At 60.1% G+C, this 26565-nt stretch carries 25 protein-coding genes and 3 pseudogenes; 8 read left to right on the forward strand and 20 right to left on the reverse strand.

The window, feature by feature from the left end; translation table 11 throughout:
• Positions 1-161 precede the first annotated feature (161 nt).
• From BM413_RS05025 to BM413_RS05050, 6 genes are read right to left on the reverse strand one after another with little or no spacing between them, the layout of a single operon-like run.
• Positions 162-1406, reverse strand: coding sequence for a Zn-dependent hydrolase (locus tag BM413_RS05025; RefSeq protein WP_091911014.1), 1245 nt, complete (start codon positions 1404-1406; stop codon positions 162-164).
• Positions 1403-2791 carry a dihydropyrimidinase gene (gene hydA, locus BM413_RS05030; protein ID WP_175544244.1) on the reverse strand — a complete coding sequence of 463 codons (1389 nt, stop codon included), beginning with the start codon at positions 2789-2791 and terminating at the stop codon, positions 1403-1405. The genes BM413_RS05025 and hydA overlap by 4 nt, the downstream gene beginning before the upstream one ends.
• Entirely contained in the window at positions 2788-3972 is a 1185-nt protein-coding gene (locus BM413_RS05035; RefSeq protein ID WP_091911018.1) for a trans-sulfuration enzyme family protein, read from the reverse strand. The genes hydA and BM413_RS05035 overlap by 4 nt, the downstream gene beginning before the upstream one ends.
• A complete protein-coding gene (locus BM413_RS05040) occupies positions 3969-5111 on the reverse strand; it encodes an acyl-CoA dehydrogenase family protein (RefSeq protein WP_091911019.1) in 1143 nt (380 codons plus the stop codon). The genes BM413_RS05035 and BM413_RS05040 overlap by 4 nt, the downstream gene beginning before the upstream one ends.
• 3 nt (positions 5112-5114) lie before the next feature.
• A complete protein-coding gene (locus BM413_RS05045; protein ID WP_091911021.1) occupies positions 5115-5897 on the reverse strand; it encodes an enoyl-CoA hydratase-related protein in 783 nt (260 codons plus the stop codon).
• Positions 5894-7051: an acyl-CoA dehydrogenase family protein gene (locus BM413_RS05050; protein WP_091911023.1), complete on the reverse strand. Its 1158-nt coding sequence runs from the start codon at positions 7049-7051 to the stop codon at positions 5894-5896. The genes BM413_RS05045 and BM413_RS05050 overlap by 4 nt, the downstream gene beginning before the upstream one ends.
• Before the next feature lie 178 nt (positions 7052-7229).
• On the opposite strand from BM413_RS05050, the gene BM413_RS05055 reads away from it, so the two are divergent.
• Positions 7230-7637 (forward strand): rhodanese-like domain-containing protein, encoded by a 408-nt coding sequence (locus BM413_RS05055; protein WP_091911144.1) that lies wholly within the window; start codon positions 7230-7232, stop codon positions 7635-7637.
• 165 nt (positions 7638-7802) lie between these two features.
• Positions 7803-8570, forward strand: a complete 768-nt coding sequence (locus BM413_RS05060; protein ID WP_091911024.1) for an IclR family transcriptional regulator — start codon at positions 7803-7805, stop codon at positions 8568-8570.
• A 42-nt stretch (positions 8571-8612) separates the two neighbouring features.
• Here BM413_RS05060 and BM413_RS05065 read toward each other — a convergent pair whose 3' ends face one another.
• From BM413_RS05065 to BM413_RS33000, 8 genes are all read right to left on the reverse strand, one after another.
• A complete protein-coding gene (locus tag BM413_RS05065; protein WP_091911026.1) occupies positions 8613-9695 on the reverse strand; it encodes a siderophore-interacting protein in 1083 nt (360 codons plus the stop codon).
• A complete protein-coding gene (locus tag BM413_RS05070) occupies positions 9692-10525 on the reverse strand; it encodes an ABC transporter ATP-binding protein (protein WP_244537758.1) in 834 nt (277 codons plus the stop codon). The genes BM413_RS05065 and BM413_RS05070 overlap by 4 nt, the downstream gene beginning before the upstream one ends.
• 5 nt (positions 10526-10530) lie before the next feature.
• Positions 10531-11631: a FecCD family ABC transporter permease gene (locus BM413_RS05075; protein ID WP_244537759.1), complete on the reverse strand. Its 1101-nt coding sequence runs from the start codon at positions 11629-11631 to the stop codon at positions 10531-10533.
• Complete coding sequence (locus tag BM413_RS05080) at positions 11586-12770, reverse strand: ABC transporter substrate-binding protein (protein ID WP_091911147.1); 1185 nt, start codon at positions 12768-12770, stop codon at positions 11586-11588. Before BM413_RS05080 ends, BM413_RS05075 begins: the two co-directional genes overlap by 46 nt.
• A gap of 16 nt (positions 12771-12786) precedes the next feature.
• Complete coding sequence (locus BM413_RS05085) at positions 12787-15303, reverse strand: TonB-dependent siderophore receptor (RefSeq protein ID WP_244537760.1); 2517 nt, start codon at positions 15301-15303, stop codon at positions 12787-12789.
• Between the two features lie 136 nt (positions 15304-15439).
• The gene (locus tag BM413_RS05090) at positions 15440-16390 is read right to left on the reverse strand and encodes a FecR family protein (protein ID WP_091911029.1); all 951 of its coding nucleotides are present in this window, start codon (positions 16388-16390) and stop codon (positions 15440-15442) included.
• 123 nt (positions 16391-16513) lie between these two features.
• Positions 16514-17041, reverse strand: coding sequence for an RNA polymerase sigma factor (locus BM413_RS05095; RefSeq protein WP_244537761.1), 528 nt, complete (start codon positions 17039-17041; stop codon positions 16514-16516).
• 403 nt (positions 17042-17444) lie between these two features.
• The gene (locus BM413_RS33000) at positions 17445-17585 is read right to left on the reverse strand and encodes a hypothetical protein (protein WP_175544246.1); all 141 of its coding nucleotides are present in this window, start codon (positions 17583-17585) and stop codon (positions 17445-17447) included.
• Positions 17586-17809: 224 nt separating this feature from the next.
• On the opposite strand from BM413_RS33000, the gene BM413_RS05100 reads away from it, so the two are divergent.
• Positions 17810-18109 carry a ferredoxin reductase domain-containing protein gene (locus BM413_RS05100; protein WP_091911032.1) on the forward strand — a complete coding sequence of 100 codons (300 nt, stop codon included), beginning with the start codon at positions 17810-17812 and terminating at the stop codon, positions 18107-18109.
• A 46-nt stretch (positions 18110-18155) separates the two neighbouring features.
• Positions 18156-18331: pseudogene (locus BM413_RS33525) on the forward strand (IS6 family transposase); the annotation flags it as partial.
• A 108-nt stretch (positions 18332-18439) separates the two neighbouring features.
• Here BM413_RS33525 and BM413_RS05105 read toward each other — a convergent pair.
• Both BM413_RS05105 and denD read right to left on the reverse strand, forming a co-directional pair.
• The gene (locus BM413_RS05105; protein ID WP_175544254.1) at positions 18440-19216 is read right to left on the reverse strand and encodes an SDR family oxidoreductase; all 777 of its coding nucleotides are present in this window, start codon (positions 19214-19216) and stop codon (positions 18440-18442) included.
• On the reverse strand, positions 19213-20196 hold the full coding sequence (gene denD / locus BM413_RS05110) for a D-erythronate dehydrogenase (protein WP_091911035.1): 984 nt from the start codon (positions 20194-20196) through the stop codon (positions 19213-19215). The genes BM413_RS05105 and denD overlap by 4 nt, the downstream gene beginning before the upstream one ends.
• Before the next feature lie 188 nt (positions 20197-20384).
• Between denD and BM413_RS05115 the strand changes: the two genes are divergently transcribed.
• From BM413_RS05115 to BM413_RS05130, 4 genes and pseudogenes are all read left to right on the forward strand, one after another.
• Positions 20385-21236 carry a hydrolase gene (locus BM413_RS05115; protein ID WP_091911037.1) on the forward strand — a complete coding sequence of 284 codons (852 nt, stop codon included), beginning with the start codon at positions 20385-20387 and terminating at the stop codon, positions 21234-21236.
• Positions 21237-21272: 36 nt separating this feature from the next.
• On the forward strand, positions 21273-22841 hold the full coding sequence (locus tag BM413_RS05120; protein ID WP_091911038.1) for an ABC transporter substrate-binding protein: 1569 nt from the start codon (positions 21273-21275) through the stop codon (positions 22839-22841).
• A gap of 117 nt (positions 22842-22958) precedes the next feature.
• Positions 22959-23096: pseudogene (locus tag BM413_RS33530) on the forward strand (hydrolase); the annotation flags it as partial.
• A 112-nt stretch (positions 23097-23208) separates the two neighbouring features.
• Positions 23209-23595 (forward strand): MBL fold metallo-hydrolase, encoded by a 387-nt coding sequence (locus tag BM413_RS05130; RefSeq protein ID WP_091911040.1) that lies wholly within the window; start codon positions 23209-23211, stop codon positions 23593-23595.
• 46 nt (positions 23596-23641) lie between these two features.
• Here BM413_RS05130 and BM413_RS05135 read toward each other — a convergent pair.
• The 4 genes and pseudogenes from BM413_RS05135 to BM413_RS05150 all read right to left on the reverse strand — a co-directional run.
• Positions 23642-23898 (reverse strand): annotated as a pseudogene (locus BM413_RS05135) (short-chain dehydrogenase); the annotation flags it as partial.
• Positions 23899-23977: 79 nt separating this feature from the next.
• Entirely contained in the window at positions 23978-24223 is a 246-nt protein-coding gene (locus BM413_RS05140) for an FCD domain-containing protein (protein WP_175544247.1), read from the reverse strand.
• 138 nt (positions 24224-24361) lie between these two features.
• Complete coding sequence (locus tag BM413_RS05145) at positions 24362-25057, reverse strand: response regulator transcription factor (protein ID WP_091911043.1); 696 nt, start codon at positions 25055-25057, stop codon at positions 24362-24364.
• Positions 25054-26502: a sensor histidine kinase gene (locus BM413_RS05150; RefSeq protein ID WP_091911044.1), complete on the reverse strand. Its 1449-nt coding sequence runs from the start codon at positions 26500-26502 to the stop codon at positions 25054-25056. Before BM413_RS05150 ends, BM413_RS05145 begins: the two co-directional genes overlap by 4 nt.
• Positions 26503-26565: the final 63 nt, after the last annotated feature.

Raw genomic sequence — 26565 nt, forward strand, 5'->3', positions numbered from 1 at the left:
GTTCAAGATTGAAATGCCTCAGAAACTGCGAAATCGAGTTTTTCTATTTGAAACAATCATAGTCAAGGCAAGATTTTGCGTAATGCGGTCGTGGCTCGCCTGCGCGGCGCATAGCAAACATCAGGGCAGACGATGCCGTCCTGATGTCGATTGCAATCGCTTCAACCACTGTTGAAGTCGGCGGCCAACCGGCGCACGGTGGCTTCCAGCACGTCGGTCGCGAGTGCAATCGGCGGCCAGTCGGTATGCTCTTCCGGGCAATGGCTACGGCCGCCTCGTGACGGCACGAAAAGCATCGCGCTCGGCACCAACCGCCCCATGACGCCTGCATCGTGGTTGGCACCCGATGGCAGCAGCATCGGTGCAGCTCCCACTTCCTGCGCGCTTGTCGCGAGGGCGGCGCGCAAGCGGCCATCCATGGGCACCGGCGCCTCGCGATAGACACTGCGGCTTTTCAGATCGACCCCGAACTCCCCTGCCACCTCGGCGGCGAGCATCTCGGTCGCCCGAGCGGTGCGCTCCACGGCCGCCTCGTCGATATCGCGGATCTCGAGCCCCAGCCGCACCTCGCCTGGAACCACATTGCCCTGATTGGGCGTGAGATTGACGATGCCGATGGTGCCGCGCAGCGTCCCGCTTTGATCTTCCAGCACAAGGCTGCGGAACCGATCGGCAAAGCGGGCAGTGGCAGCGAAGGCGTCACGGCGCAAATCCATCGGCGTGGTGCCGGCGTGGTCGGTCTGGCCGATAAAACGAAGTGACAGTCGTTCCTGCCCGGCAATAGCCGAGACGATGCCCAGCGGCAGCTCGGCCTGCTCCAGCACGGGCCCCTGCTCAATATGCAGCTCCAGATAGGCCGCAATCCCGTTCATGTCGCGCGCTGCCTGTGTAGCGGCAGCGGGATCGAAACCTGCTGCACGCATGGCATCGACCAGGCTCACTCCATCGGCGGCGCGAAGTTTGTCGAGCGTCTCTAGCGGCAAGGTGCCTGCGAATGCACGGCTGCCGGTAAAGGGGCCGAAACGACCCTCCTCGTCGCGAAAAGCGATGACCTCAACCGGACAGCCGACACCGCCCGATGCAGCCAGCCGACGCGCGACTTCAAGCCCGACGAGCACGCCAAGCGCTCCGTCGAAAGCACCACCTTTCACCACCGTGTCGAGATGCGAGCCGAGCACAATGGCCGCGCGCGCGCCTTTAGCGGCATTCCATTCAAGCCGGGCGACAGCATTGCCGAAAGCATCATAGCGTGCAGCAAGACCTGCCGCGCGGGCGCGGTTCAAAAACCAGTCATGCGCCGCGCAATCGGCCGGGCTATAGGCCGGCCGCGCCCACCCACCCTCGGGGTGACGGCCGATTTCGGCCAGCGCCTCGAAGTCGGCGCGCAGCGCGGCGGCTTCATTCATGTCAGCACCGGCCGGTCGCAGGCGCCGCGATGCAGGAAGCGCCCCTGCCCTTTCTGACCGAGAAAGGCCCCGTCCTTCACCGTGACCTGGCCACGATAGACGGTAGTCTGTGCCCAGCCGGTGAGCGACATACCCTCATAGACGTTGTAACCGATATCGCCATAATCGCAGGCTGGCGTCATGATGCGTCGGCTTTCGGGATCGATCACGACGAGGTCGGCGTCATAGCCCTTCGCGATCTGCCCCTTGCGGTCGCCCAATCCGAATATCCGCGCCGGCCAGGTCGAAAAGACCTCTGCAAAACGCTCAAGGCTGAGCCGGCCTTCGGCCACGCCAAGGGTGAAGAGCACCGGCAGCCGCGCTTCGATCCCGGTGCAGCCATTGGCGACATTTGCGAAGGATGGCAGCCCCAGAGCCTTGGCCGCGGCGGAATAGGAAACCTCATCGGAAGTCACGGCGGAAAGCACGCCTTCGCGCAGCCCCTGCCAGAGCTGAAGCTGGTTGTCGCCATCGCGCAGAGGAGGGCTCATAATGTAGTTATGGGCGTTCTCGCGCTCATAGGCCTCGTCGGTCAGCGCCAGAAAATGAGTGCAGGTCTCGGCAGTGACAGGCAGGCCGCGGCGACGCGCTTCCTCGATCAGGCCCACACCCTGTCCAGCGACAAGATGCAGAATATGAACGCCACAGCCGGTATCCCGCGAGAAGTGGATCGCGCGGGAAATCGCCTCGACCTCCGAAATCGGTGGGCGGGTGAGCCCGTGATAGCGCGGATGTGTGTGACCTGCGGCCACGGCCTCGGCGCGCAGTCGCTCGACGATACCGGCGTTCTCCGCATGCAGCACAAGCATCAGATCGTCTTTCGCCGCCTGCTGCATCAACGCATAAAGCGCGCCATCCTCGAGCTTCAACCCGTCTTCTTCATAGACGGTGTAGACCTTGAGCGAGGAGACACCCTCGGCCCGCAGCTGCGCGAGTTCGGCTAGGCTTTCGGCATTCACGTCGGTGGCGATCAGGTGCAGGCCGTAATCCAGCGTCACTACAGGATCAGCCTGTTTGCGGCGATGCTTGAGCCCCGCCAGCATCGAGCCGCCACGCCGCTGCAAAGCGAAATCAATCACGGTCGTGGTGCCGCCACGCAGAGCCGCTATCCCGCCGCTTTCGAAGTCATAGACGCTGCGCTGACCCATGAAGCCGATCATCAGGTGGACATGCGGATCGACACCGCCCGGCAGCACGATCTTGCCTGTGGCATCCACCATCGTCTCGCCACGGCCGGTGCCGGGATCAACGATATCCAGAATGGCCTCGCCGCGGATCAGGACATCCGCCTGGCGTGGACCTTCCGGCAGAACGACGGTTCCGTTGGCGATCACGAGATCGGTCATTTGCATCCCTCCAGGGCCTGGGAAAGATCGGCAATCAGGTCTTCGATATCCTCGATGCCGAGCGATATCCGCACCAGCCCGTCGGAAATCCCCATCTCCCGCCGCCGCTCGAGCGAGACCGAATGATGCGAGGTGTTGCCGGGCTGGCTGATCAGGCTTTCGACCCCGCCTATCGAGGGGCCGATGCCGAACAGCCGCGTTGCATCGACGACATGGCGCGCGTGGCCTGGATCCTTGAGTTCGAAGGACAAAAGCCCGCCGAAGCCGCTCATCTGGCGTTTCGCCAGCTCATGGTCCAGATGGTCAGGCAGGCCGGGGTAATGGACCTTGCTCACTCTCGGATCAGCGGCAAGGAAGCGCGCCACCTCGAGCCCTGCTCGATTGTGCTGTGCCATGCGCAGCGGATAGGTCGCCATGCCGCGTATCAAAAGCCAGGCGCCATGCGGGTCCATGATTGCGCCCGCAGCCTGCTGCAGCGAGCGTATCTCGCGCGTCAGCTTGCGCGAACCTACGACAGTGCCGACGATCAGATCGCCATGTCCATTCAGGTACTTAGAAGCGCTATGGATCACCAGATCGACGCCGAGCTGCAGCGGCCGCTGGTTCATCGGACCACCGAGAGTGCCGTCGACAATCAACTTGGCGCCGGCCTTGCGGGCAAGCTCCGACAGCGCCGGGAGGTCGACAACTCGCACCAGCGGATTGGTCGGCGTCTCGGCATAGATTATCTTCGTCTTTTCTGTGATGCAGGCTTCGACATCCTCGGGCGCGAGCGATGCGGCCCAGCGAACGCTCACGCCTTGGCGTGGCAGGATATCGTTGAAATGACGGATGGTGCCGCCGTAGATATCGGGCAGCGCCACCAATTCATCGCCGGCACACAGGAAAGGAGCAAGCGCGCCCGCAACAGCGGCCATGCCCGAAGCGAAAAGCACCGCCGATTCCGCCTCCTCCAGCGCGGCGATGCGTTGTTCGGCGGCCAGAACGGTGGGGTTGCGTATGCGGGAATAGACGAATCCGCGCCGCTTTCCCTCGTTGATTTCCTCCAGCTCCTCGGTGTTCGCCGAGATGAAGGTGGCGCTTTGATAGATGGGCGGCGTGACTGCGCCGAGGTTTTCGGCCGGCGCGAACCCGGCGTGAACCGCGCGCGTGGCAATACGGTCCCTCGGCGCATCACTCATTTCGTCAATTCCCGAGAGATGATGATGCGCAAAATCTCGGACGTGCCGCCGCCGATCTCGGCCAGCTTCGAGTCGCGGAAGTGGCGCTGCATGTCATATTCCATGAGATAACCCCAGCCGCCCATCATCCGCATGCCGTTCAGCGATCCGCGGACATAGGTTTCCGACGAGAAGAGGTTGGCCATGGCGCTTTCCTTGTTGTTCGGAATGCCCCGATCGACAAGGTTCGCACTGCGATAGAGCAGCAGGCGTGCGGCCTCGATCTCCATGTCCATATCGGCAAGCTTCGCGCGGGTCAGCTGGAAACTGTTGATCTTCTGGCCAAACTGTTCGCGCTCGGCAGTGTAAGCAAGGATCTTGTCGAGGCAGCTCTGTGCAGCACCGACGTTGACCGCCGACAGGCAGCAACGCTCATAATCCAGCGTTTTCAGCGCATTGGTCCAACCGGCATTCACCGTGCCGATGACCGCGTCTTTCGGCAGCCGGACATCGGTGAGGAATATCTCGTTCAAATCCATCGGCTTCAGGCCGAGCTTCTTCAGCTTGCGGATTTCCACGCCCGGCGTTTTGGGGTCGAGCAGGAACATGGTGATGCCCTTGTGCTTCGGCGCATCCACATCCGAGCGGGCCATCAACAGGATGTAGTCGGCCTCCTGCGCGCACGAGCAGAACATCTTCTGCCCGTTGATCACCCATTCCTCACCTTCCAGCACTGCGCGGGTGCGCAGCGAGGCGGCGTCAGAACCCGAGTTCGGCTCCGACAGCGAGAAGGCAAAGCGGATCTCTCCCTTGGCCAATTTCGGCAGCAGTTCGCGTTTCTGTTCTTCGGTCCCGAAATGGGTGATCGCGTCCGTCGCAATCACGACAGTGGTGTAATAGATGTTCGCGCCCGCCTCGAAATGCATGGCGAATTCTTCCAGGAACACCGCCAGATCGGCGCAGCTGCCACCCATTCCGCCATATTCCTCGGCGATCGGCAGGCCAAGCCAGCCCTCGGCTGCGAGTTTTTCATACAGTTCGAAGGGGAAGCGCTCTTCCTCGTCGCAGGCACGCACATATTCGATCGGACATTCCTTGGTCAGGAAGGTCCGCAGGCTGTCGCGCATCAAACGCTGTTCATCGCTAATTTCGAAGTCCATGGCTTATTTTCCTGTCCAGCGGGGCGCGCGTTTTTCGGCAAATGCCCGCGGCCCTTCGTGAAAATCTTCGGATGCGCGCATCCGGTCGCGTGCAGGCAGACCGGAATAAATTCTTTCGAATGCCGCGCGGTCCGAGAGCACCTCGACCTCACGGGTCACCTCAAGCAGTGCTGCAACTGCGAGCGGCGCGGCGGTGATGATCTGACCCGCCATCTCGCGCGCCACCGTCAGCAGCTGATCCGACGGTACGATGCGGTTGACGAAACCGTATTGCCTACCCTCTTGCGCGCTGAGCCGGCGACCAGTCAGCAGCAGTTCCGAAGCGATGTTCACCGGCAGGCGGCGATGCGCGCGCCACAGACCTCCGGCCTCTGGAATGAAACCGCGCTGCAGTTCGGGCAGACCGAACTCCACATGCGGCGCAGCGATCACCAGTGTCGCATTCAACGCAAATTCGAAACCACCACCGACAGCGAGCCCGTTGACTGCAACAATCACCGGCTTCTGCAGATCATGCCGGTTCAGCCCCATGAATCCATGCGGACCGAAATCTTCGCCATTCTCCCCCGCAGCCACGGCCTTGAGGTCCCAGCCGGCCGAGAACATCCGTTCACCGGTCGCTGTGACGATCGCCACCCGCAGCGCCGGATCAGTGTTCAACCGGGTCAGAGCGGCATCAAGATCGCGGCTGGCCTGCTGATTGAAGGCATGCGCTGGGGGATGATCAAAAGTGATCTCGAGGATCGGGCCGTTTGCCTCGACCCTTACACGCGAACCTTCGCTCATGCCTGGAACTCCCGCAGCACATCCTTGGAAATGATGTCCCGGTGGATTTCTGAAGTGCCTTCCCAAATTCGCTCGACGCGCACGTCGCGCCAGAAGCGTTCGAGCGGCATTTCCTTGGTCACACCCATACCGCCGAGGATCTGCATGGCATTGTCGGTAACGCGACCTGCCATTTCGGAACCGAAGAGATTGACCTGAGAGGCTTCACGCTGGGTGATGACGCCCGCTTCCATCTTGGCGGCGGCATCCAGCACCATCAGTCGCGTCGCATGGATCTCCATCGCCATGTCAGCGAGTTTGAAGGCAGTTCCCTGGAAACGGCCGATGGTCTGACCGAAGGCTTTACGGGTATTGGCCCATTGCGCGGCAATACCCATCGCGCGCTCGGCCACGCCGATGCAATTCGCTGCCAGCATAACCCGCCCCGAGAAGATCCAGTTCTTCGCGATTGCAAAGCCGCCACCTTCCTCACCAAGAATATTGCGCGCAGGAACACGGACATCCTGAAACGAAATGATGCAGGACTTCATGCCGCGGTTTGACACCACGTCGATCGGCGCGACTTCGATCCCTGGCGTGTCCTTGTCTACCAGAAAGGCGGTGATGCGCTTTTGCGGACCTTTCGGCGTCTCATCAACGCCGGTAACGGCGAACAGGATGATGAAGTCGGCGCGCATCGCCATGGTGATGAACTGCTTGGTTCCATTGACGATATAATCGTCGCCATCCTTCGTCGCGCGGGTGATGATCGATCGCGCATCCGAACCTGCTCCAGGCTCCGTCAAAGCGAAACATTCCCAGCGCTCGCCGCTGATCGTCGGCTTGAGATAGGTTTCGATCTGGTCGCCTGCACAAGCCTTCAGGATTGGCGCCGGACGGTTGCAGATGACATGCAGCGCGCGGCTTGTACGGCCGAATTCGACCTCGGCAACGCAGCGCAGGCTCTGGCCCAGGCCGCCGCCGCCGAATTCTTCCGGCATATTCATTGCATAATAACCCGCCGCGATCGCCTTTTGCTGGATCTCGCGGAACAGCTCGTCAGGAACGATATCCAGCTTCTCGATCAGCTCTTCATGCGGCTGCAGTTCGGTCTCGACAAAGGCGCGCACACCTTCGGCGACCATGCGCTGATCTTCGGTCAGAGAAAGTGACATGCGAGGCGTCCTCTGTTGACGATCGGGGACCTGCAGGTTGGACAGGCCAAGCGTTTTAATATATGAACCAATGTTTCATATCTTTGACATTCCTGTCAAGAAGCGCAATCATTATGAAATGCCGCTCGACGCGGCATTCATGTCGGGAATTTCAAATCAGGGATTAAGGAGCGACCGAGTGCCTTCGAAAATCACACTGGGCTACAAAGCCATGCTGGAAGCGGCCAATGCCGTGGTCAAGAGCTTGACGCCTGATGAGGCGATTACTCTCCAGAAGCACGAGGATGTCGTCTTCGTGGATTTGCGCGATCCGCGCGAGTTGACGCGCGAGGGCAAGATTCCTGGTGCTTTCCATTGCACTCGTGGCATGCTTGAATTCTGGATCGACCCTGAAAGCCCCTATGCCAAGCCGATCTTCCAGGAAGACAAGACTTTCGTTTTCTACTGCGCCTCGGGTTGGCGTTCCGCGCTGTCGGCGCGCACCGCGCAGGAAATGGGTCTGGGGCCGGTCGCCCATGTCACCGGCGGTTTCACTACCTGGCGCGCTGCCGGTGGCGAGGTCGAAAAGGTCGAGTCGCGCGGCTGACCGGAGCAACCGGATGCGGAATGCGCGGCGACAGGTTTTCCAGCCCGCATTCCGGTTGTAACGGCGGGGTGGCCTTGAAACGCCAACCAGAACAAGCGAATTTGCGCACAACCGCTGATTTGGTGAGCCGACTTGCGGCACACTGCAGCGGAAGGAGAACAGCACATGTCAGGAACCGTCGAAAAAGCGTTGAAGGTGCTGGAACTCCTGTCCACATACGACACACCCGTACGGCTTGCGGAATTGTCGCGCGAGTTGGGCATGAACAAAAGCACCACCTATCGGATGCTTGAGACCATGAGCCAGCACGGCTTTGTCCAGCAGGACGAACCGAACGGTCGCTACATGATCACCACCAAGCTGTGGGAGATAGGCGTGCGCGCCTTCCAGCGGCTCGACATCCGCGCCTGGGGTCGCCCTTACCTTGAACAGATCGGGCGCGAGTTGGAGGAAACTTCGGTTCTCGCCATCATCGACGACCAGGAAGTCGTGATCATCGAAAAGTGCGCTTCCTCACGCCCTGTGCAGACCTTTTCGCCGCTTGGCAGCCGCTCGCCTATACACTGCTCGTCTTTGGGCAAGGCTTTTCTGATGGTCGACACCGAAGAAAAATTGAAACGGCTCAGGCTTCCGCTGCAATCCTTCACAACCAGCACGATAACGACGCTGCCTTCACTCAGGGCCCATATAGCAAAGGCGGTCGAGGAAGGCGTATCAGTGGCATTCGACGAATTCAACGAGGGCGTTAGCGGTGCCGCAGCCCCGGTCCTCGGCGTGGACGGCACCGTTCATGCGGTGATCGGCGTCACCGTACCGACAACCCGGGCCGAGGGTGACGCATTCAGGCACGTAAAAGAAGTGATCCGGCTTGAAGCCGCAAAGTTCTCACGCGCCTTGGGATACGCGAGTCCTTCTCCCGATTCACTGCCCTGAGTGTCTCTGATGTAGAACGGTTAGCCGTAGCTGCCTTATCGATTAATCATGCGGCCGCTGGTGGTCGCTTTCGCTGACACCGAGCTTCCAGAAACTTACCGCACGCGTGTTCGTGCGAGAGAGGCCGAGCTCCTTGCGCCAATAGGTTCGCAAGGCGCGCGCCGTCGCCGATTCCGCGCCCACCCACAGGCCGAACGTTACATCGCTTGGAGGCTGGATTGCCTTCACCGCCTCTTCGAGCAAGGTTGAGCGCCCTGCGGCGACACCGTTGCGATACAGCCATCTGACCTTGATGCCAGCCGGAGATGAAAGCTGCTGTTCCTCGCCCCTGGCAGCCACCTCGATCAACACGACGCCGCGTGACGTATCCGGCAACAACTCGAGCATTCTGGCGATCGCCGGGATCGCGGTTTCGTCGCCGGCAAGCAGGCACCAGTCCATCGGCGGCATGCTGCCACCGCCCGGCCCCATCATGCCGATCACATCACCGGGGCGTACGGCCTCGGCCCAGGCGCTTGCAACGCCTTGATCGCCATGCAGCACGAAATCGACATCGACCTCGCCGGCTGCCACATCGATGCGGCGGATCGTATAGGTGCGTGTGGCCGGACGCTTGCCGTATGGCGGCCAGGCCGGTCGTCCATTGGGGCCGAGCACCGGCCATTCGGGAACCTCCAGATCGGCTGGCGGAAACAGCAGCCAAATATGGGGATCACCGCTGGTGAACCAGTCGAGATCCGTGCCTTGCAGCGTGATACGGCGCATGCGCGGCGTCAGGTCGGTGAATGCCGTGACCGTCATGATCCTCAGATTGGGCACGACACTCGTGTCGCATCCATCACCCGTCCACCGGATATCCGGCTTTTCGCGCCATGCGAACTCTTCGAGATGGCTGGCCAGCACATCCCTGACAGTCGCGAGCGACGTGAGATCGCCAGCCTCGGCATAAAGGTGCAGACCCTGGTCGGTCACATCCATTGTGCCGATGCCCCATGGAAATACCGCGCGGCCCATCCGGCCCGAGAAAATCGTCGGTACTTCTTCGGCGAAATGTTCGAAGACTTCCGCGATATAATGTTGCGGCGTCGACAGAGCGACCTCGGCGCGAGACGTCAGTTTTGTCATGAGACGGTATTTTCCTGAATTGATGATTCTGGGCGTGAGGCGGGATTCTCTCTATGGCGCCCGTCGACGACGATCTGCAGCCAACCTTGCGAGCAGCGTTCGACGCGCGCCCGAACCCCGTAGACCTCGGCGAGGGTCTGCGGGGTCAAAACTTTCTCGGGATTTCCCTGACTGTGCAGACTTCCGTGGTTGAGCAGGACGATCCTGTCAGCCCAGCGGGCCGCGAGGTTGAGATCATGCAGCACGGCCACAACAATCCGCCCTTCCGCCGTCAGTTCGCTCACGACCTCCATCACGTCCACCTGATGGCGAAGATCGAGCGCGCTCGTCGGTTCGTCGAGCAGCAGCAGCGCGGGATCGCGCACGATCGACTGAGCAAGGCTCGCAAGCTGGCGTTGCCCACCGGAAAGACGATCAAGCCGCTCCATGGCCAGATCGGCAATGGCAAGGCGTTCGAGTGTTGCTATCGCCTTTCGATTCACCTCGCGCGTAGCGGCTGTGAGCGATCCGGCAGGGATCGCCTTGATCGCGCTGATTACCGCTTCCAGAACCGTCAATTCGGTGGTGCGCGGCAGGGACTGAGGCATGAAGCCGACATGGCGAGCACGCGCGGCCAATCCCATGCGAGTCAGTTCCAGATCACCGAGGCGTACGGAACCGCTAGCCTGCACGAGACCCGCCAAGGCCCGCAGCAGTGTGGATTTTCCCCCAGCGTTTGGGCCGAGTATCGCGGTCAGCGTGCCGGCGGGAAACGGGGCCAGGCTGAGATCACTCAACACCGCTTTGTGCCGGTAGCCCGTGGTAAGTCGCGATACGATGAGACTGGTCATTGTCATCACCGTCGCCGAAGTATTAGCGCAAGGAACATCGGTAGCCCGATGAGCGCTGTGAGAACGCCTACGGGGATCAGTACCCCCGGTATGATTATCTTGCTGGCCACCGAGGCGAGCGAAAGGATGAGCGCGCCCGTCAGCGCGCTTGCCGGCAGGTAGAACCGATGGCCCTCGCCGACCAGCATGCGGGCAATGTGCGGTCCGACAAGACCGATGAACCCAATCGTGCCGACAAAGGCGACCGCGGTCGCAGCCAGCAGACTTGCCCGCAGCAGAGAATTGAAGCGAAGCCACTTGACGTTGATGCCGAAACTCCGGGCACGATCCTCCCCCAGACGCAACGCCGTCAATCGTCCGGCGACGGCAAATGACCACGGCGAGACCAGAACGAGGATCAGCATCAGAACGGAAACTGATGTCCAGTCCGATCTTGCAAGGCTGCCCATGCCCCAGAAAACAACCTGCTGCAGTGCATCGGCTGAAGCGATGAGTTGCAGCATGGCAAGCAGGGCATTGAAAGCGAACACCAGCGCAATTCCGAAAAGCACCAGCGTTTCCACACCGGCTCCCTTTGCCTGAGTCAGCAGTTGGAGAACGAGAACTGCCGCGAAGGCGAAGAGGAATGCGTTTGCAGCCACAAGCCATTGGGCTGGCAAGCCAGGAATGCCGACGCCGAGCACGATCGCCAGCGCCGCGCCGAACGACGCTGCCGAAGAAACGCCCAGCGTGAAGGGTTCGGCCAGTGGATTGTCGAGGATCGTCTGCATTTCTGCACCCGCAAGCGACAAGGCGGCGCCGACAACTATGGCGGTGACGGCCACCGGCAGGCGCACTTGCCAAACGATCACACTCGTCGCGCGTGGAAGGGTTTCCGGCGAAAGGATCGCACTTGCCATTTCTCTAAAACCCAGACCGGACGGCCCGGTCGCGAGATCGAGAACGAATGCGCCAAACAGAAATGCAAAAAGGCCTGCCACGATCCAGATGCGGCGACGCGTCGTCCTGGCATAGGCAACTAACGCCGGATGTGTTTCATGAATCGCGGGGGCTGCCATGATCAGCGCGTCGGTCCGGCAGCCGATCGCGGTGTCAGATCGGCCCAATAGGTCCCCTCCATAGGAACCGCGAGAAACTTCTCATTGATTTCTGTAAGCGTGCGTTGTGGATCGATATCGGCAAAGAGGTCCGGGTGAAACCATTTCGCCATTGCCTCAGCCGCAAGGACATTGGTCGGCGAATGAAAAAAGAAGAGCCAAAGCGCGTGCGCGCGGCCCTTGGCGAAAGCCGAAAGCAAGCCGATGGTCGGCTCTTGCGCGGCGGCCTCAAGCGCGGACTGGACCGTCGCCTGCTGAACGCCAGGCCCGACCGCGAAACCGCCTCTGCCTGGCAGATCGGCGCCGCCGGCGGCAATGTAGACGTCAGGATCCTGCGACAGGATATATTCGAGGCCTAGCTGGCCAGTAGCGCCTTTCACCACCGGTTTGGCGATATTGTCGCCGCCGGCGAACTCGATGAACTCGCCCACGCTGCCGCCCGCGGACCAGCAACAGTCCCAGCCACCGGCCCGCGCATGCAGCAGCACCTTCGGCCGGGGGGCGTTGGCGCCAGCCAGCCTGTCGGCAATGCGCTGCATGTGGCTTTCGTAGAAGGCGACATAGGCCTCGGCGCGGTTCTCCTGTCCGATCGCCTTGCCGAGTATCCTGATGCTGGCGGTGGTGTTCCTGAACGGATCGTTGAAGAAATCGACATATGCCACAGCGATACCCGCGGCGGTAAGCTGCGTTTCCAGCCGCGTGGAAGTGCCGAACCAAAGCGGGATGACGACCAGATCCGGATTGAGGCTCAAGGCTTTTTCGACCGAGAATGTGTCGGCTGTCGTTCCACCGACGAGGGGAATATCCGCGATCCCGGGGAAATGCCGTCTGTATTGTTCATAGGTGGACGGGTCGAACCGGGCCAGATTTTCCGCCCAGCCAACCACGCGTTCCGCAGGATCGGATTCCAGCAAGGCCAAAGCCGTCAGCAAATGCCCATCGGCAAGGACGATACGACGGGCCGGATGAGGTAGTTTCACACTTCGCCCGGCGATATCCGTGAATGTCATGCTCTGCGCACCGGCCTGAGACGCGCAGAGGGTCATTACCAGCACCATCATCCAGCCGGCAAGAAACGCCACGACAAGCGGCTGGGCCTGCCATCCGAAGGCACAGAGGGCCAGGCGGTTGCATCGTTTGCCAGACATGCCGGTGCTCAACAAACTACCATCGGTATTTCAGCGTGCCTGTTATCGTGCGGCCATTGCCGTAGAAGCAGGAATGAGCCGCCCAGCAGGACGATACGTAGGTCTTGTCGAACAGGTTGATGGCGTTGATGGAAAGCTGCGCACCCTTCAGTTCGGGATTCATCTTGCCCAGATCATAACGCAGACCTGCGTCCACAAGAGTATAGGAAGGCACCTTCAGCGTGTTCTCGGCGTCGCCATATGACGATCCGACATAGCGCACGCCGGCACCAATCCCGAGACCGTCCAACTTGCCATCGGTGAACTCGTAGTTTGCCCACAGAGACGCGAGATTGCTAGGCACGCCATAGGGGCGCTTATCCTTGAAGTTCGTGTCCTCGGTGTTCTTGATATCGACATAAGAATAGGAGCCGATCAGGCTGAAATTGTCGTTGAAATTGACATGCGCTTCGAGTTCCACACCGCGCGAATTGACCTCGCCTGTCTGTACACTGGCAAAAGGATGTGTGGGGTCCGGGTCACCGGTCTTCACGTTCTGCTGCGTTATGTCGAACAGGGAGGCGGTGACAAAACTTCTCCAGCCATCGGGCTGGTATTTTACGCCGACCTCATATTGCTGGCCCGTAGTCGGTTTAAAGGGATTGCCGGACCAGTCGGTGCCGAGCACCGGCTCGAATGAGGTCGAATAACTGGCATATGGCGCAAGGCCGTTTTCGAAATTGTACATGAGCGCTGCCCGCCAGGAGAATGCGCTGTCCGATTGGGGCACATATTCCGGCGCGTAGTTGTTGTGTGTTTCAGCTTCGACCCAGTCGCCCCGAATCCCGGTCAGCAGCGACAGCCCGCCCCATTTCATCTGATCCTGAGCGTAGACACCAACCTGGCTGAGCTTCTGATCAGTTGCATAGTCCAAGCTCGGCGACGCGATATCCTGACGATAGATCGGGTTGAGCACGTCGAGCGGATCTACCGCACCGTAGCCCATCAGGACATCCGCGCTATTGCGCCGGTAGTCGAGCCCAAGCAGAGCCGTATGCTGAATGTCGCCGGTGGCGAACTCTGCCTGCGCCTGATTGTCGACGGCAAGGCCGTTGAAGGATTCGATCGAGTGGATCGACATTCTCGTCAGTTCAGTCGGTGTCAGCCAGCCGTTCTGGAACACCGATTTGTAGTCGTAGTCGGCATGCATGAAGCGCAGATTCTGCCGCACCGTCCAGGTGTCGGTGAAACGATGCTCAAACTCGTAACCCAGCGCATATTGGGTGCGTTTCGATTCGTCGAAATTTGGATCAGCCTCGGTGAAGTTGCGGGGGAACTTCCCCCACGGCGCCTCAACAACCGTGCCGACATAGGGCAGATAGTTGAAATTGCCGGCGCTCGGATCGCGCTGGAAGTTGGTCAGAATGGTCAGCGTCGTGTCGGCATCCGGCTGCCACGTCAAAGCCGGCGAGATCGACAGACGCTGGTCTTCGGCAAAATCGACCTGTGCGTTGGCATCGCGCCCCACGCCGGTTAGACGATAGAGCAATGTGCCGTCCTCGTTGAGCGCGCCACCGAAATCGAAGCCGACCTGTCTGCGGTCATAGGTGCCGTACTGGATCTCGACCTCGTGCAGCGGGTCGGCAGTCGGCCGCTTGCTCCACAGGTTCACCACACCGCCCGGGTTGACCGCGCCATACAGGATTGAGGACGGGCCTTTCAGAACCTCCATCCGCTCCAGCATGTAAGGATCGATCGACGGCGCGATGTAGTAGACGCCACGCGGCATGCGCAGCCCGTCCATCAGGCCGACCCAGTTGGCCTCGGAGCCGCCCGGCGTGCCGAAGCCGCGGATGTTGGGATAATCGTAGCGCCCCGTGCGGGTTTCGGCGGCGACACCCGGCGTGTAGCGCAGCGCCTCGGATATGGTTTTGGAATTCTGATCCTCGATCTGCTTGCGTGTGACGACGGAGACCGACTGAGGCGTTTCGATCAACGGGGTGCCGGTCTTGGTCGCGGTCTGTGAATCGGCTGCGGTATAGCCGTCGGTGGCACCGAAGGCACCGTTATTGCCCTCTATGGTGATCGTCTCGAGCGCGATCGTGCCGTTCGCCTCTATCGCACCAGTCTGAATATCTGCAGTAGGATCGCTGATCGTGACTGTGTTTGCGCTGGTGAAGCGATAGGAGAGACCTGTTCCGGCCAGCAGACGTCCCAGCGCCTGGTCCCGGGAATAGGTTCCCGAGATGCCCTGGCTCTTTTTGCCTGCCACAAGACGCGACGGAAACAGAAGGCGCAGGCCCGCGCGATCGGCAAAAATGGTAAGGGCCTGGCCCAGGCCCTGCGGGCGGATGTCAACGGAAATGGTCTGCGTTGCGCTCTGGCCTGCCTGTTGCGCTGCGACGGAACCCGTCAGATACCCGCTAACTGCTGCAATCGCGACCAGTGCCGAAACCGTCCTCAGAAATGCGACCCTGGCTTTCCGGCCGGTCTCGCCGATCCCCTTCTCTCTCGTCACCCCACACCCCATGATCACGCCCCAATCCTTGAACAATGGAGACTGCGCCTGCCGCGCTTTCGCGCGTCGGCCAACGTTCCCCAATTGTGAAGACGAAACGACTGACGCCAACTTGCAGCGGGTTTTCAAAAAACTTTCCAGAAACACTCAAATTATTTTCGGGGAACGGTTTCTACCGGATCACCGTGACCAGCGGCAGCCGCGTGACAGTGACCGGAAGGGTCTCTTCAATCGTCCGCAGGATTGCGTCGGGATCGCCGAGGTCGAACACGCCAGTCACCTGCAGTGCGGACAGGCGGGAGCCGACAACAAAAATCCGCCCACTCCGGTAGCGCTCGATCTCGGCGGCAACGTCTGCCAATAGTCGCCCGTTGAAGATCAGCTTGCCCCGCCGCCAAGCCGTGGCGCTGTTGGCATCGATCGGTTCCGCAGCTGAAGGCGGCCCTTGCGTCGTGTATGTTATCTGCTCGTCCAGTGCGGCTCTGATCGGTTCAGGCCCGACATCGGTGGAAACGGCGACGATGCCTTCGATTACGGTTACGACGACTTCGTCAGGGCGCATGTCAACGTCGAAGATCGTACCGACGGCAAGAGACTGGCCCCCTCTCGCCTCGACGATGAAAGGACGAGCGCCATCATGCGAAACGGTGAAAGTCGCCTGGCCTTCGTGAAGCACCAGCCTGCGCACACCGTCTGAAAACGCCACAGACAGCGCGCTGCTGGCATTGAGACTGACTGAGGATCCATCCGGCAGAGCGACAGTCCGCTGCTCGCCAACGCCGGTGACGTGATCCGCAGTCATGTGCAGGTGCAGCGTATCTGCCAAGGCAAAACCGGCGATCGCAAAGCCTCCACCCGCGAGAAGCCTGCGCCTGGTCAGCTTCCCAGCGGGCTTTTCATCGGTGCGCCTTACATCCGCACCCGCGGTTCCTATACCGTGCCAGATCGCCTCCGCCTCGCGGGCGGCCAGTTCGTGATCGATGCTCTGGTCGCGCCATTCGGCAAAGGCTGCATGATCCGCAGCCGTCGCCCGACCCGAATTCAGCCTTACGATCCAATCAAGCGCTTCATCGCTGAGGGTGTCCTCTGCGCCGGCATCTTCCGATCTGTCATTGGGATTCATTGGCGAGGCCGCCGTCCTGTCAAAAATTATCGCCGCTCGCTGTCAACAAGAACGATGCTGCCAGCTCTTACAGGCAAGGACGAAACCAGGCGACCCGGGATACAGCGCAACGTTGATATTTTGTCATCCGGCCTGGCGGAAATGATCCCGGCAGCAGCGAAGCGCTTGCGCCAGATATTTCGCAACCATGCTCTCGGAGACGCCCAAGCGGATTGCAATCTCTGCATGCGGCAGACCATCGCAACGGCTCATAAGCAAGGCATTGCGCGGATTGGGCGCCAATGTGGAGAGCGCCAACACCAGTTGACGCAGCTGATCGCGATCCACTGCAAATACTTCCGGGGATGGGTAGCTGTCGGGAATCGCGAGAAGCAGCCCTTCATCGCTGATGCTGCGTGCCGTGTGGCGTCGTTCCTTCCGCTGCAAGTCGATAGCAATATTGCCGGCCACGCGCAAAATGAAGGCCTGCCGATCATGTACGGCAGCGGTTCCGTCTTTCATGGCCGAAAGCCGAAGCCAGGTCTCCTGCATGGCGTCATCGGCGAGGTCACGCGAACCGGTGCGCCGGCTCAGGAAATTGCGCAAGGATTTCCACTGACGGAGATAGACCGAAATCAGATCGTCATGTGTGTCGGTCGTGGTTGCGGCCATCAGCCTGTCTGTCATCGGTTTGGACCATCCGCCTGGAAGAATGCAGATGGCACTTGCTGAAACGCTGATAGGGAAACGAGAATATCCACGCAAGGTCAATGATTTAGAGCGTTTCTAAAAACACCCTGCGACCAGCAATTAAAACCTTCCGATAGCAATCATGTTTATTGTTGAATCTATTCGCTTTTATGGATTGCGGTCTTCGGGAGAATTTGGCTCCCGAGAAAGGCAGCAAGGTCGGCTTCAGGAGCGGTTTGCAAGCCTTTGTTGTCGGCATGCAACACTTAGCGCGGCCAGGGACAGAATTCATCAGTGAATAGCTCCCCTCGACGCCGGTCCTGCGGTTCCGGAGCGGGCTATCCGGCGAGCTTCATCTCAACCGATACACGCGGCACAGCGTCGATCAGCGCCTTCGTGTAGTCGTCCGCACTTCTTGGCAAGGCCCATATTCGACCACCTTGCCGTGACGCATCACCAGCGCGTCGTCGCACAGATAGCGGACGACGGAGAGGTCGTGGGAAATCAGCAGTAGGGTCAGGGACATCTCACACCGGAGTTGCGCGAACAGACCAAGGCTCTGCGCCTGGATCGTAACTTCGAGGGCGGAGGTGGCCTCGTCAGCAATCAGCAGCTTTGGTTCGGGCGCCAGCGCCCGGGCGATTCCAGGCGCTGCCTTTGGCCTCCCGAAAGCTCCATCGTGCGACGTTTCAGAAGCGAGGCGGGCAGACCCACCTTTGCCATGAGCGTGTTGACCCGCAGGCTCAGTTCATGCTCCGGGCACAGACGGTGGTGCCGCAAGACGCCTATGCGCTTGACGGGCTGGCCACGCTGGCGGAGAAACTTCCACTTGAGGTCGTTCTGGCCGCGGACCGTGCCGATGCTCGCTGGCCGGGGCTGATAGCCAATCCTGCCGCGGCGCTGAAATCAGTGAAATCTCTGCCGCTCGGAGCAGGCACGGAAGCGTATCTCTGTGGGCCACCGGGCATGTCGCGGCCGCCCGCACGGCGCTTGCCCCAGCCGGGCTTGCGGCTGGCGATGTTGTCAACGAAGAATTCGTCCACGCTGTAACGACGTTCTCTTCATGACGGGATGACAAGGGCAGTTACGTCCCCAAATACAGCCATCTGAAATCGCTCATTGGTATTTCAGATACGGCATCAGCCATCGTGATCTTGAACCCTGCTGTGCGAATGCGGGGGAGAGTGTTGACGCACAACGATCTACCGCTGGGTTCAGCATCATGCGCCGGAAATGGAAAAGCGCCTGCTTTGGTTTTGGACGCGACCGTCGATTTGGCGCAGGTGTCGGATCGGTGAGGCCTACGTGAAGGCCTAGGGCAAGTGGGGTACCGCTAGCAGGCCATCGACAAACACGGCGACACGGTCTCATTGCTTCGCTTCATCCCCGGCCGACCAACGGCATCTTCGTCGCCATGACGGTCATAGTCAGGACATTAGCCTCCAGCGGCAGGCTCGCCATGTATACCACGGCATCGCCGATATGGCTTGCAGGGATGGTCGGCTCGCTGGCCATCTCGCCATTGGCCTGCAACACGCCGCCCGCCATTCTCGCGGTCATCTCGGTTGCAGCGTTGCCGATGTCGATCTGCCCGCAGGCAATGTCGAACGGCCGACCATCAAGCGCCGTGGATTTGGTGAGGCCGGTGATTGCATGCTTGGTCGCGGTATAGGGCGCGGAATTGGGCCGGGGCGTTTGCGCCGAGATCGAACCGTTGTTGATGATGCGGCCGCCGCGGGGCGTCTGCGCCTTCATCAGCCTGAGCGCCTGCTGGGTGCAGAGGAACGCGCCCGTGAGATTGGCACCGACGACGGCACTCCATTGTTCGAAAGTGATTTCTTCCATCGGTATGGCGGGTGCGCCCATTCCGGCATTGTTAACCAGAAGGTCGAGCCTGCCGAACTCCGCCTTTATCGTCTCGAAAAGTGCTGCGACAGAGTTAGAACCCCCCACATCCGCCGGGATCGCCCGAACCTTACCGCCCGTGGCCTCTGCGAGCTCGCTCGCAGCCTTTTCCAGAACGTCCTGTCTCCGGCTGGTGATCACGACGGTAAAGCCCGCGCCGAGTAGCGCCTTGGCGATGGCCTTGCCGACGCCGGTGCCGCCACCCGTAACAAGTGCGATTTTGGCCTTTGCTGCTCCATCCGCCATGATCAGACCTTGCCTCCCGATTCATCCTCGATATGCGCCTTGATGATATCGTCAAACCGGGTTTCGGCCTTGAAACCTAGGCTCGCTGCACGTTGCGCGTCGAAATCACAGGGCCACCCGGCAACGATCCTGCGGATCGTTTCGTCCGGCTCGCGCCTTATGAGGCGCGCCGCCTTGTCGCCCGCTACGCGCGTCAATGCCGCTATCTCCTCGCCGACTGTCGCGGAAAGGCCGGGCATCGTCAGGTTGCGGCGGGTGCCAACCTTGTCGAGATCGAGTGTAGCGGCATGGGTGAAGAAGCCGGCAGCGGAACGCGGACTTGCGAACCAGTGGCGAACGCTCTCATCAACCGGAAGCACAGCTTCCTTTCCGGCCAGCGGTTCGCGCAAGATGTTGGAGAAGAAACCGGAGGCCGCCTTGTTGGGCGTTCCCGGGCGAATGCAGATCGTCGGCAGGCGAATGCCGATGCCGTCGAAGATACCGCGACGGCTGTAGTCCGACAGCAGCAACTCAGTGATCGCCTTCTGCGTGCCGTAACTGGTCAGGGGCGTAGTGAAGAACTCATCGCCGATTTTGTCCGGAAACGGCGCGCCAAACACCGCAACTGATGAAGCGAAGACGACGCGGGGCCGATAAGGCGACTTAATACCTTCGGCGCGGATTGCATCGAAAAGTGCACGCGTGCCATCGAGATTGACACGGTAGCCCTTGTCAAGGTCGGCTTCCGCTTCGCCGGACACGATAGCGGCCAGATGAAAGATCATGTCTGGGCGTGTCGCAATCATTTTGGCAGCCGCGCCATCGTCAGAAAGATCGAATGAGAACGACTGCGAAGACCCGGCGAGAGGCGTCGGCGCGACCGGCTCCACGACATCGACCAGCGAGAGCTGCGTCACGTCGCTGCCAAGAACGCCGTCTTCAGCCGCTATCCGGGTCAGGAGCTTGCGGCCAATCATTCCGGCCGCACCGATAACAAGAACGTGCATGCCTCGTTTCCTCCCTGAAATGCCGCGACCCAAAGACCGTGATCTGCCTTTGCCTGTCAATGCCTTTTCACGCTGGTTGATATCCTCGCCATGCCTTCGACATACTGCATACTCGAATGACTTAAAAACGCTTTTCATGTACATAAAATTATGAAATAGTTTTCTCATGTCGAAGGGAGAACGGCTGAATGCGCAAGACTGGCGGGCACGGCAAGAAGCTGTCTTATTACGATTTCGGGCATACAACCGTTTATGCCTCGCGCATGGACCAGCGTTTTCCCTACTGCGCCTATGTGCCTCAAGATTATGATGAAGACGGCGACAAGACCTATCCGCTCGCCGTTATCGTCCATGGAACCGAGCGCGGCATGCAGGCCTATCGCGATGGTTTCGCCGATTTCGCCGAAGAGAACGGAGTGATCGTACTGTGCCCACTGTTCCCAACCGGCATCTGCTTTCCTGGCGATCTTTCATCATACAAAATGCTACGCGCGGGCGATCTGCATTATGACGCCATAGTGCTCGATATGATCGAGGAGATGCGCGAGCGCTACCGCATCATGGGCGACCGCGTCATGATGTACGGCTTCTCCGGCGGCGGGCATTTCACGCATCGCTTTTTCTACCTGCATCCCGAACAACTGATGGCTGCATCGATCGGCGCACCTGGCGTCGTGACCCTGCTCGATTTCGATCATGACTTCTGGGTCGGCGTGCGCGATTTCGAGGCTGTGTTTGGCAAGAAGATCAATCTCGAAGCCATGCGCGATGTCGCCGTGCAAATGGTCATCGGTGGCGACGATCATGAGACCTGGGAGATCACCATCACGCCCGAGGATGCCTGGTGGATGCCCGGTGCAGATCTCGCCGGCCCCGACCGCAACGACCGCATGCGCTCCCTCAAGCGGAGCTTCGAACAACATGGGATCGCCGTGCGGCTGGATGTCGTTCCGGGTGTTACCCATGACGACCGGCTGCTGATCGCCAAGGTCAAGGACTTCTTTAAGCAATCGCTGAGCGCTGTCCGCGCGCCGGCCTGACAAAACAAGCAGCGGACGGAACACCTGGAGATAAAAATGAGCTGGAAGAAATCGATCTTTTCGGCCGCGCTGGGCGTTGGCTTGACGCTGGCCGGCGTGACCCATGCGGAGGAGCCCCAGACTGGCGGCACGCTTAACATCCGCATCAACTCGGATATTCGCGGCACTGAGGGCCTCAATCGTGACGGAAATACAGACACCGTCTTGCATCACATCTTCGAGACGCTCGTCGCCTATCGCGAAGACCTGACCATCGGGCCTTTGCTGGCGGAAAGCTGGGAGATTTCGCAGGACGGCAAGACCTACACCTTCAAGATCCGCGAAGGCGCCATCTACCACAATGGCGACCCCGTGAAGGCAGCGGACGTGAAGTGGAACTGGGATCGCCGCGTGGCGGCCGGGGAGGAATGGCTTTGCAACCCAATCTTCGATGGCTCCCGCGGCCTTAAGATCGAGGCCGTCGAAGCGCCGGACGATCGCACCGTCGTCTTTAGGATCAACGAACCCAACGCCCTGTTTCTTGCCCAGCTTGCCAACATCCAGTGCAGCACCTGGGTGGCGAGCCCCAAGAATGTTGGTGCAGACGGCAAATGGAATCCCGATCTTGCGATCGGCACGGGCCCGTTCAAGCTGAAGGAATGGCAGAAGGGCCAGTATATCACGCTCGAGCGCAACGCCGATTATAAGCCGGTGAAGGAAAAGATGAGTGGTCTTGCCGGCGATCGGACCCCCTATGTCGACGACGTGAAATTCCTCGTTATTCCGGATACATCAGCATCCGAAACCGCCCTCTTCGCCGGGCAGATAGACATTCTGCCCAATCTCGAAGCGAGCCGCATAGAGGAGACAAAGGGGCGCGGCGTCACCGTGTTGTCCACGCCGGGCCTGGCCTTCACGCCGCTGTTGATCCAGACGAAAGACCCTCTGCTGTCGAATGTGAAAATGCGGCAGGCAATTGCCCACGCGATCGACTTTGCGCAGATCGCCAATGCACGCACCAATGGTATGTCGGCCTTTAACCCTTCCGGCGTGGCGCAGGCCAGCGCCTTCTTTGACGACGATTTCCTGAACTGGCCCAAATACGACCTGGAAGCCACCAAGGCGTTGCTGGCAGAGGCCGGCTACAAGGGTGAGACGATCAAGATCCAGACCAACACGCGCTATCAGGGCATGTATGAGAACGGGGTGCTGACTCAGGCAATGCTTGCCGCAGCCGGCATTAACGCCGAGCTTGAAGTGCTCGATTGGGCAGCGCAGCTCGACAACTATCTCGCCGGCAAGTTCCAGATCCAGGCGTTCGGCTATTCGGCGCGCCTTGATCCGTCGCTTATGTACGGCGTGATCCTCGGCGACAAATCGACCGACCCGACCGCGCAGTGGGACAGCAAGGAAGCCTTCACCCTCTATCTGAAGTCGACCAAGACCACGGACTTCGAGCAACGCAAGGCGCTGTTCAAGCAGATCCACGCCTTGATGGCGCAGGAGGTTCCGATCCTCGGTCTCTACTATGAGCCGGTTACCGACGCGGTGAATGCGAAGGTCAAAGGCTACAATGTCTGGCCCGCCGACAAGACGCGCGCTTGGGGCGTGTGGAAGAGCAAGTAGAGCTCAGCTTCAAGCGAGTTTGCCACACGAAAAGGGCGGGGAAATCCCCGCCCTTCTTTTTTTGTCAGCGCAGCCAGAACGGCAGTTGGCCCGTTAAACAGCTATCGACTTTGCCTTGAATGGCAGCGCGATTGGGCGCGGGAAGAGACGGCAGCGGGGGTCGCGGGCGTTGTTCTTGAGCATGGCGGCGCGAGCGGTGTCGCTCTCGCCTGGGAACTACAGCTTCTCGCCAACCACGCCAAAGCGGACGCCTGATCATGACTTGACGGCCCGAACCTCGCAGCCTGCAGATCTATCAAAAGCGCGGCGGACGGGGTGCTCGACCATGGCCTGACTTTGACGTGACGAGATCCTCAATGAATCGGTTTTGACGCTGCCGGGTGTGACGGTGAATGCGGTCGGAGTGCTGCACCACCAGCCCTATCTCGAAAGCCTTGGCTACCGCTATACCAGCGACATTCAGATAGAAGAGACGGCCGACTACGAGCGCAGCCTGAGCCGGATAGGCAGGTCGGCCGACGTTTTGGTGCACTATTCCAACGCTTTCGATTTCGACCGCAGCGACGGCCGAGCCAGCAAGGCCCGGATTGTTGCAACCTGCGCGGAGAAATTAGGCGCCAGGAAGCTCGTGACGACCCACCATGGCCCCGCGATGGATCGTGACGAAGTCCGGACCCATGTTCTGGAAGCGTTTCGCGTTCATTTCTGTGGCGTAGCTGTATGGGGGGAGGACGGCTTGGTTTTTCAGGTTTGACGGCGAATTTTTCCTAGAGCGATCTCCACGCACCTGCCGCCGATATTCACGTCAAAAGAGACCCCACGACGGTGCCTCCGTCGATCACGTATTCCAGGTGATGGCCCCGGCACGGTTGGAGGCCAGGAAGCCAATTAGCTTGGCCACTTCTTCCGGCTTCGCCGATTGGCCAAGCGAGATGCCGCCGAGCGAAATCATAATGATCTGCTTGCCGCCTTCGTAGTCGGAGCCAGCATCCTTCGTGAGCCGCTCGGCCAGTTGCACCGAGGCCTCCGTCTCGATCCAGCCGGGCTAGACGCGCACCGCACCGGCCTGCGCGCGGTTCATATAGATCATGGCATACCCCTCGCGCATTGCGAGCGTGATCTGTTCCAGCCGCCCATCAATATGAGCATGAAGAAGAGAGCGCGCGCGGAGCATCCCTTTCTGCAATCGCCTCCAATATCGCGCTACGCTCTCCCTGCGTTTGCCGGCGCCGGCCGTTCTCCATGTTTACCCAACGGATGAATCTGATCCGCGCATTGATCGTTCGCAACGTATGCAGCATCTCGATGTTGCCCGAGAGCGCCGCCACCTGCTCGTGGAACTCTTCGTCTATGATGCGAAGACTGGCCTGCTTTTCGGCCATCGCAAACCTTTTCTGGAAATATTCCATAAAAGCGAGAACACGTTCCGACGACGGCGGCTGATAGCGGATGCCTGTGCGCCGCAGCTCAAAATAGCTGGGGCATAAGAATCTGATTCTGCGCCGCGTGTCGTGCGATCGCTACTGCACAACGACGGCGGCCGTAAAGGTATACCCAACGCCATAGACGACCTTTATGGGTACGGCGAGATTGATATGTTCCTCCAGTTTGCGGCGTAGACGACTGACGACAGCGTCGAGATGCCGGTTGTCGAAGCTCGCTCTGGGACGAGCCACGGCTTCTATCAGATCCTCGCGCTGGCAGATCTCTCCGCTGCTGCTGCACAGCACACTCATAAAGGCGAACTCGGTTGCCGTCAGTTTGAGCGAACGGTGATTGGGCGCGATCAGCATCCAGTTCGTGCCGTCAAGCACCCACTGATCATTGGTACTGTTTGCAGAGCCAGGCAGTTCTCCCGTCCGTCGCAGCAAGCTGCGAATTGCAGCCTCGATCTCACGCAAGGTGCTGTGTTTGACCAAGTAGATGTCAGCGCCGCTTTCAAAGCCGCGGATACGGTCTGCGCTTTCACCGAGTGCTGTCAGTATGATGATGCCGCAGGCACGTGACTTGCGGATTTCGGCTGCCAGCTCGAATCCATTCCCATCGGGCAGCCCGACATCCAGGATGATGACAGCGGGCGAACTGCCGTCCGCGAGTGCCTGACGCAATTCCCGCGCTGTGGCTACACCTTCAGACGTAAAGCCTGTCAGCTCCAGGAAATCAGCCAGATCCTTACGTAGCCGGGGCTCGTCCTCGACGATCAGAATATGCGTCATGCCGTCAGTTCCTCCAGCGAAGATTGACCTGTCGCTTCGCTTGACAGAGGTAGTTTCACGATCGCCGTCATGCCCTGGCCGTCGTTGGCAAGCAACTGCAGCTTGCCGCCATGGTAGACGAGCAGCTTGCGTGAAGAGTAGAGCCCGAGCCCGGTTCCGGTTCCCGCCATTGTATTGGACGCCCGGAAGAAGCGCCTGCCGATCTTGTGAAGCTCTGCCTGCGGAATGCCTATGCCATGATCGCAGACCCGGACGACCACATTTCGACCCTCCTTCCGCACATCGATATCGATCGCCAGGTCCTCTGAAGAATATTTGAGGGCGTTGTCGATGAGATTGATAAGGACGGTCGCCAGCATTTCGGGATCGGCGAAAAGCGAAAGGGCATCGTCATCGACTGTAAAGACCAGGCGCTCGCCGCGCTCGGTCATCTCGAAATGCAGTCGCACATCCGCGATCAGGGAACCAACGCGTATCATTTCCGGTCGAAACCCACTGTCGCGATCGTTGGCCATGAAGCGGTCGATCAGGGAAAACAGGCGATTGAGCGCCTCGCCAATGCCGACGATGCGTTCCTTGGTCGCTTCGGGCGACCTGTTGCCGACAAGGCCGATCATGTCGACCGCGTTGCGGATAATGGCGAGCGGGGTGCGGAACTCGTGACTGACGACGCGCATGAAGTCTGCCTGCTCGTCGCGAAGCGCGCGTTCGGCCTCCAGGCTTGCGTTCAACCGGCTTTCCAGCCGTCGTCGTTCCTGCACCTCTCGCGACAGGGCTGCGTTTTTCTCACGCAGGTCGGCGGAGAGCCGCGAACTGACCATGAAGAGCAGGCAGGCGAAAAATGCGATCAGGAAGAGCGTGCCTTGCAGAAGATACCAGGCGTTGCGGTCGGCCAGAATCGGGCCACTTTGAAAATCGGCAGGCAGCAGATATTCGATGACGCTCTGGATAATGCTGACGGCCATATACTCGGCGAGTATTCCAATTGTTATCCAGCGCAGGAGCGTCGGCTGCGTGCGGTCTCGCATCAGCCCCAGACACATCACCGACATGATCACGACGGTAAAGAAGGTCGACGTGTGGATGCGGATCGCTATGTTACCCGGGTCGACTGCAACAGCGGCGCTCCAGGCAACGATCTGGAAAATGAGTAGCGAAACACCGATCCAGGTATAACGCGGCTGTCCCAGAAAGCGGGCCAGGCCCTCGGCGAGCAGTACCAGACCCAGCTTGATGACCGTATTGTGCAACACGATAGCTAATGCGGCCGGTTCCGTGCCGCGAACGATCATCAAGAGAAGTCCGGCAGCAATCGCGGCAAAACCTGCAGCAAGAAACTTGAGTTCGTAGAGATGTCGCCACGCTTGCCAGACGAAAACCCAGGCTACTGCCTGCAGGCTTGCGGTTGCAAGAGTGACGACCAGAACGGTCTTGAGGTCAAGCATCCCTGAATATTCGCACGGGGTCCCCCTGCCGCACCTCTTGCCGCTTTGAAAGCTGAACCTTGC

This window comes from Mesorhizobium sp. YR577, from assembly GCF_900116595.1.
In the GTDB taxonomy this organism is placed as follows: domain Bacteria; phylum Pseudomonadota; class Alphaproteobacteria; order Rhizobiales; family Rhizobiaceae; genus Mesorhizobium_M.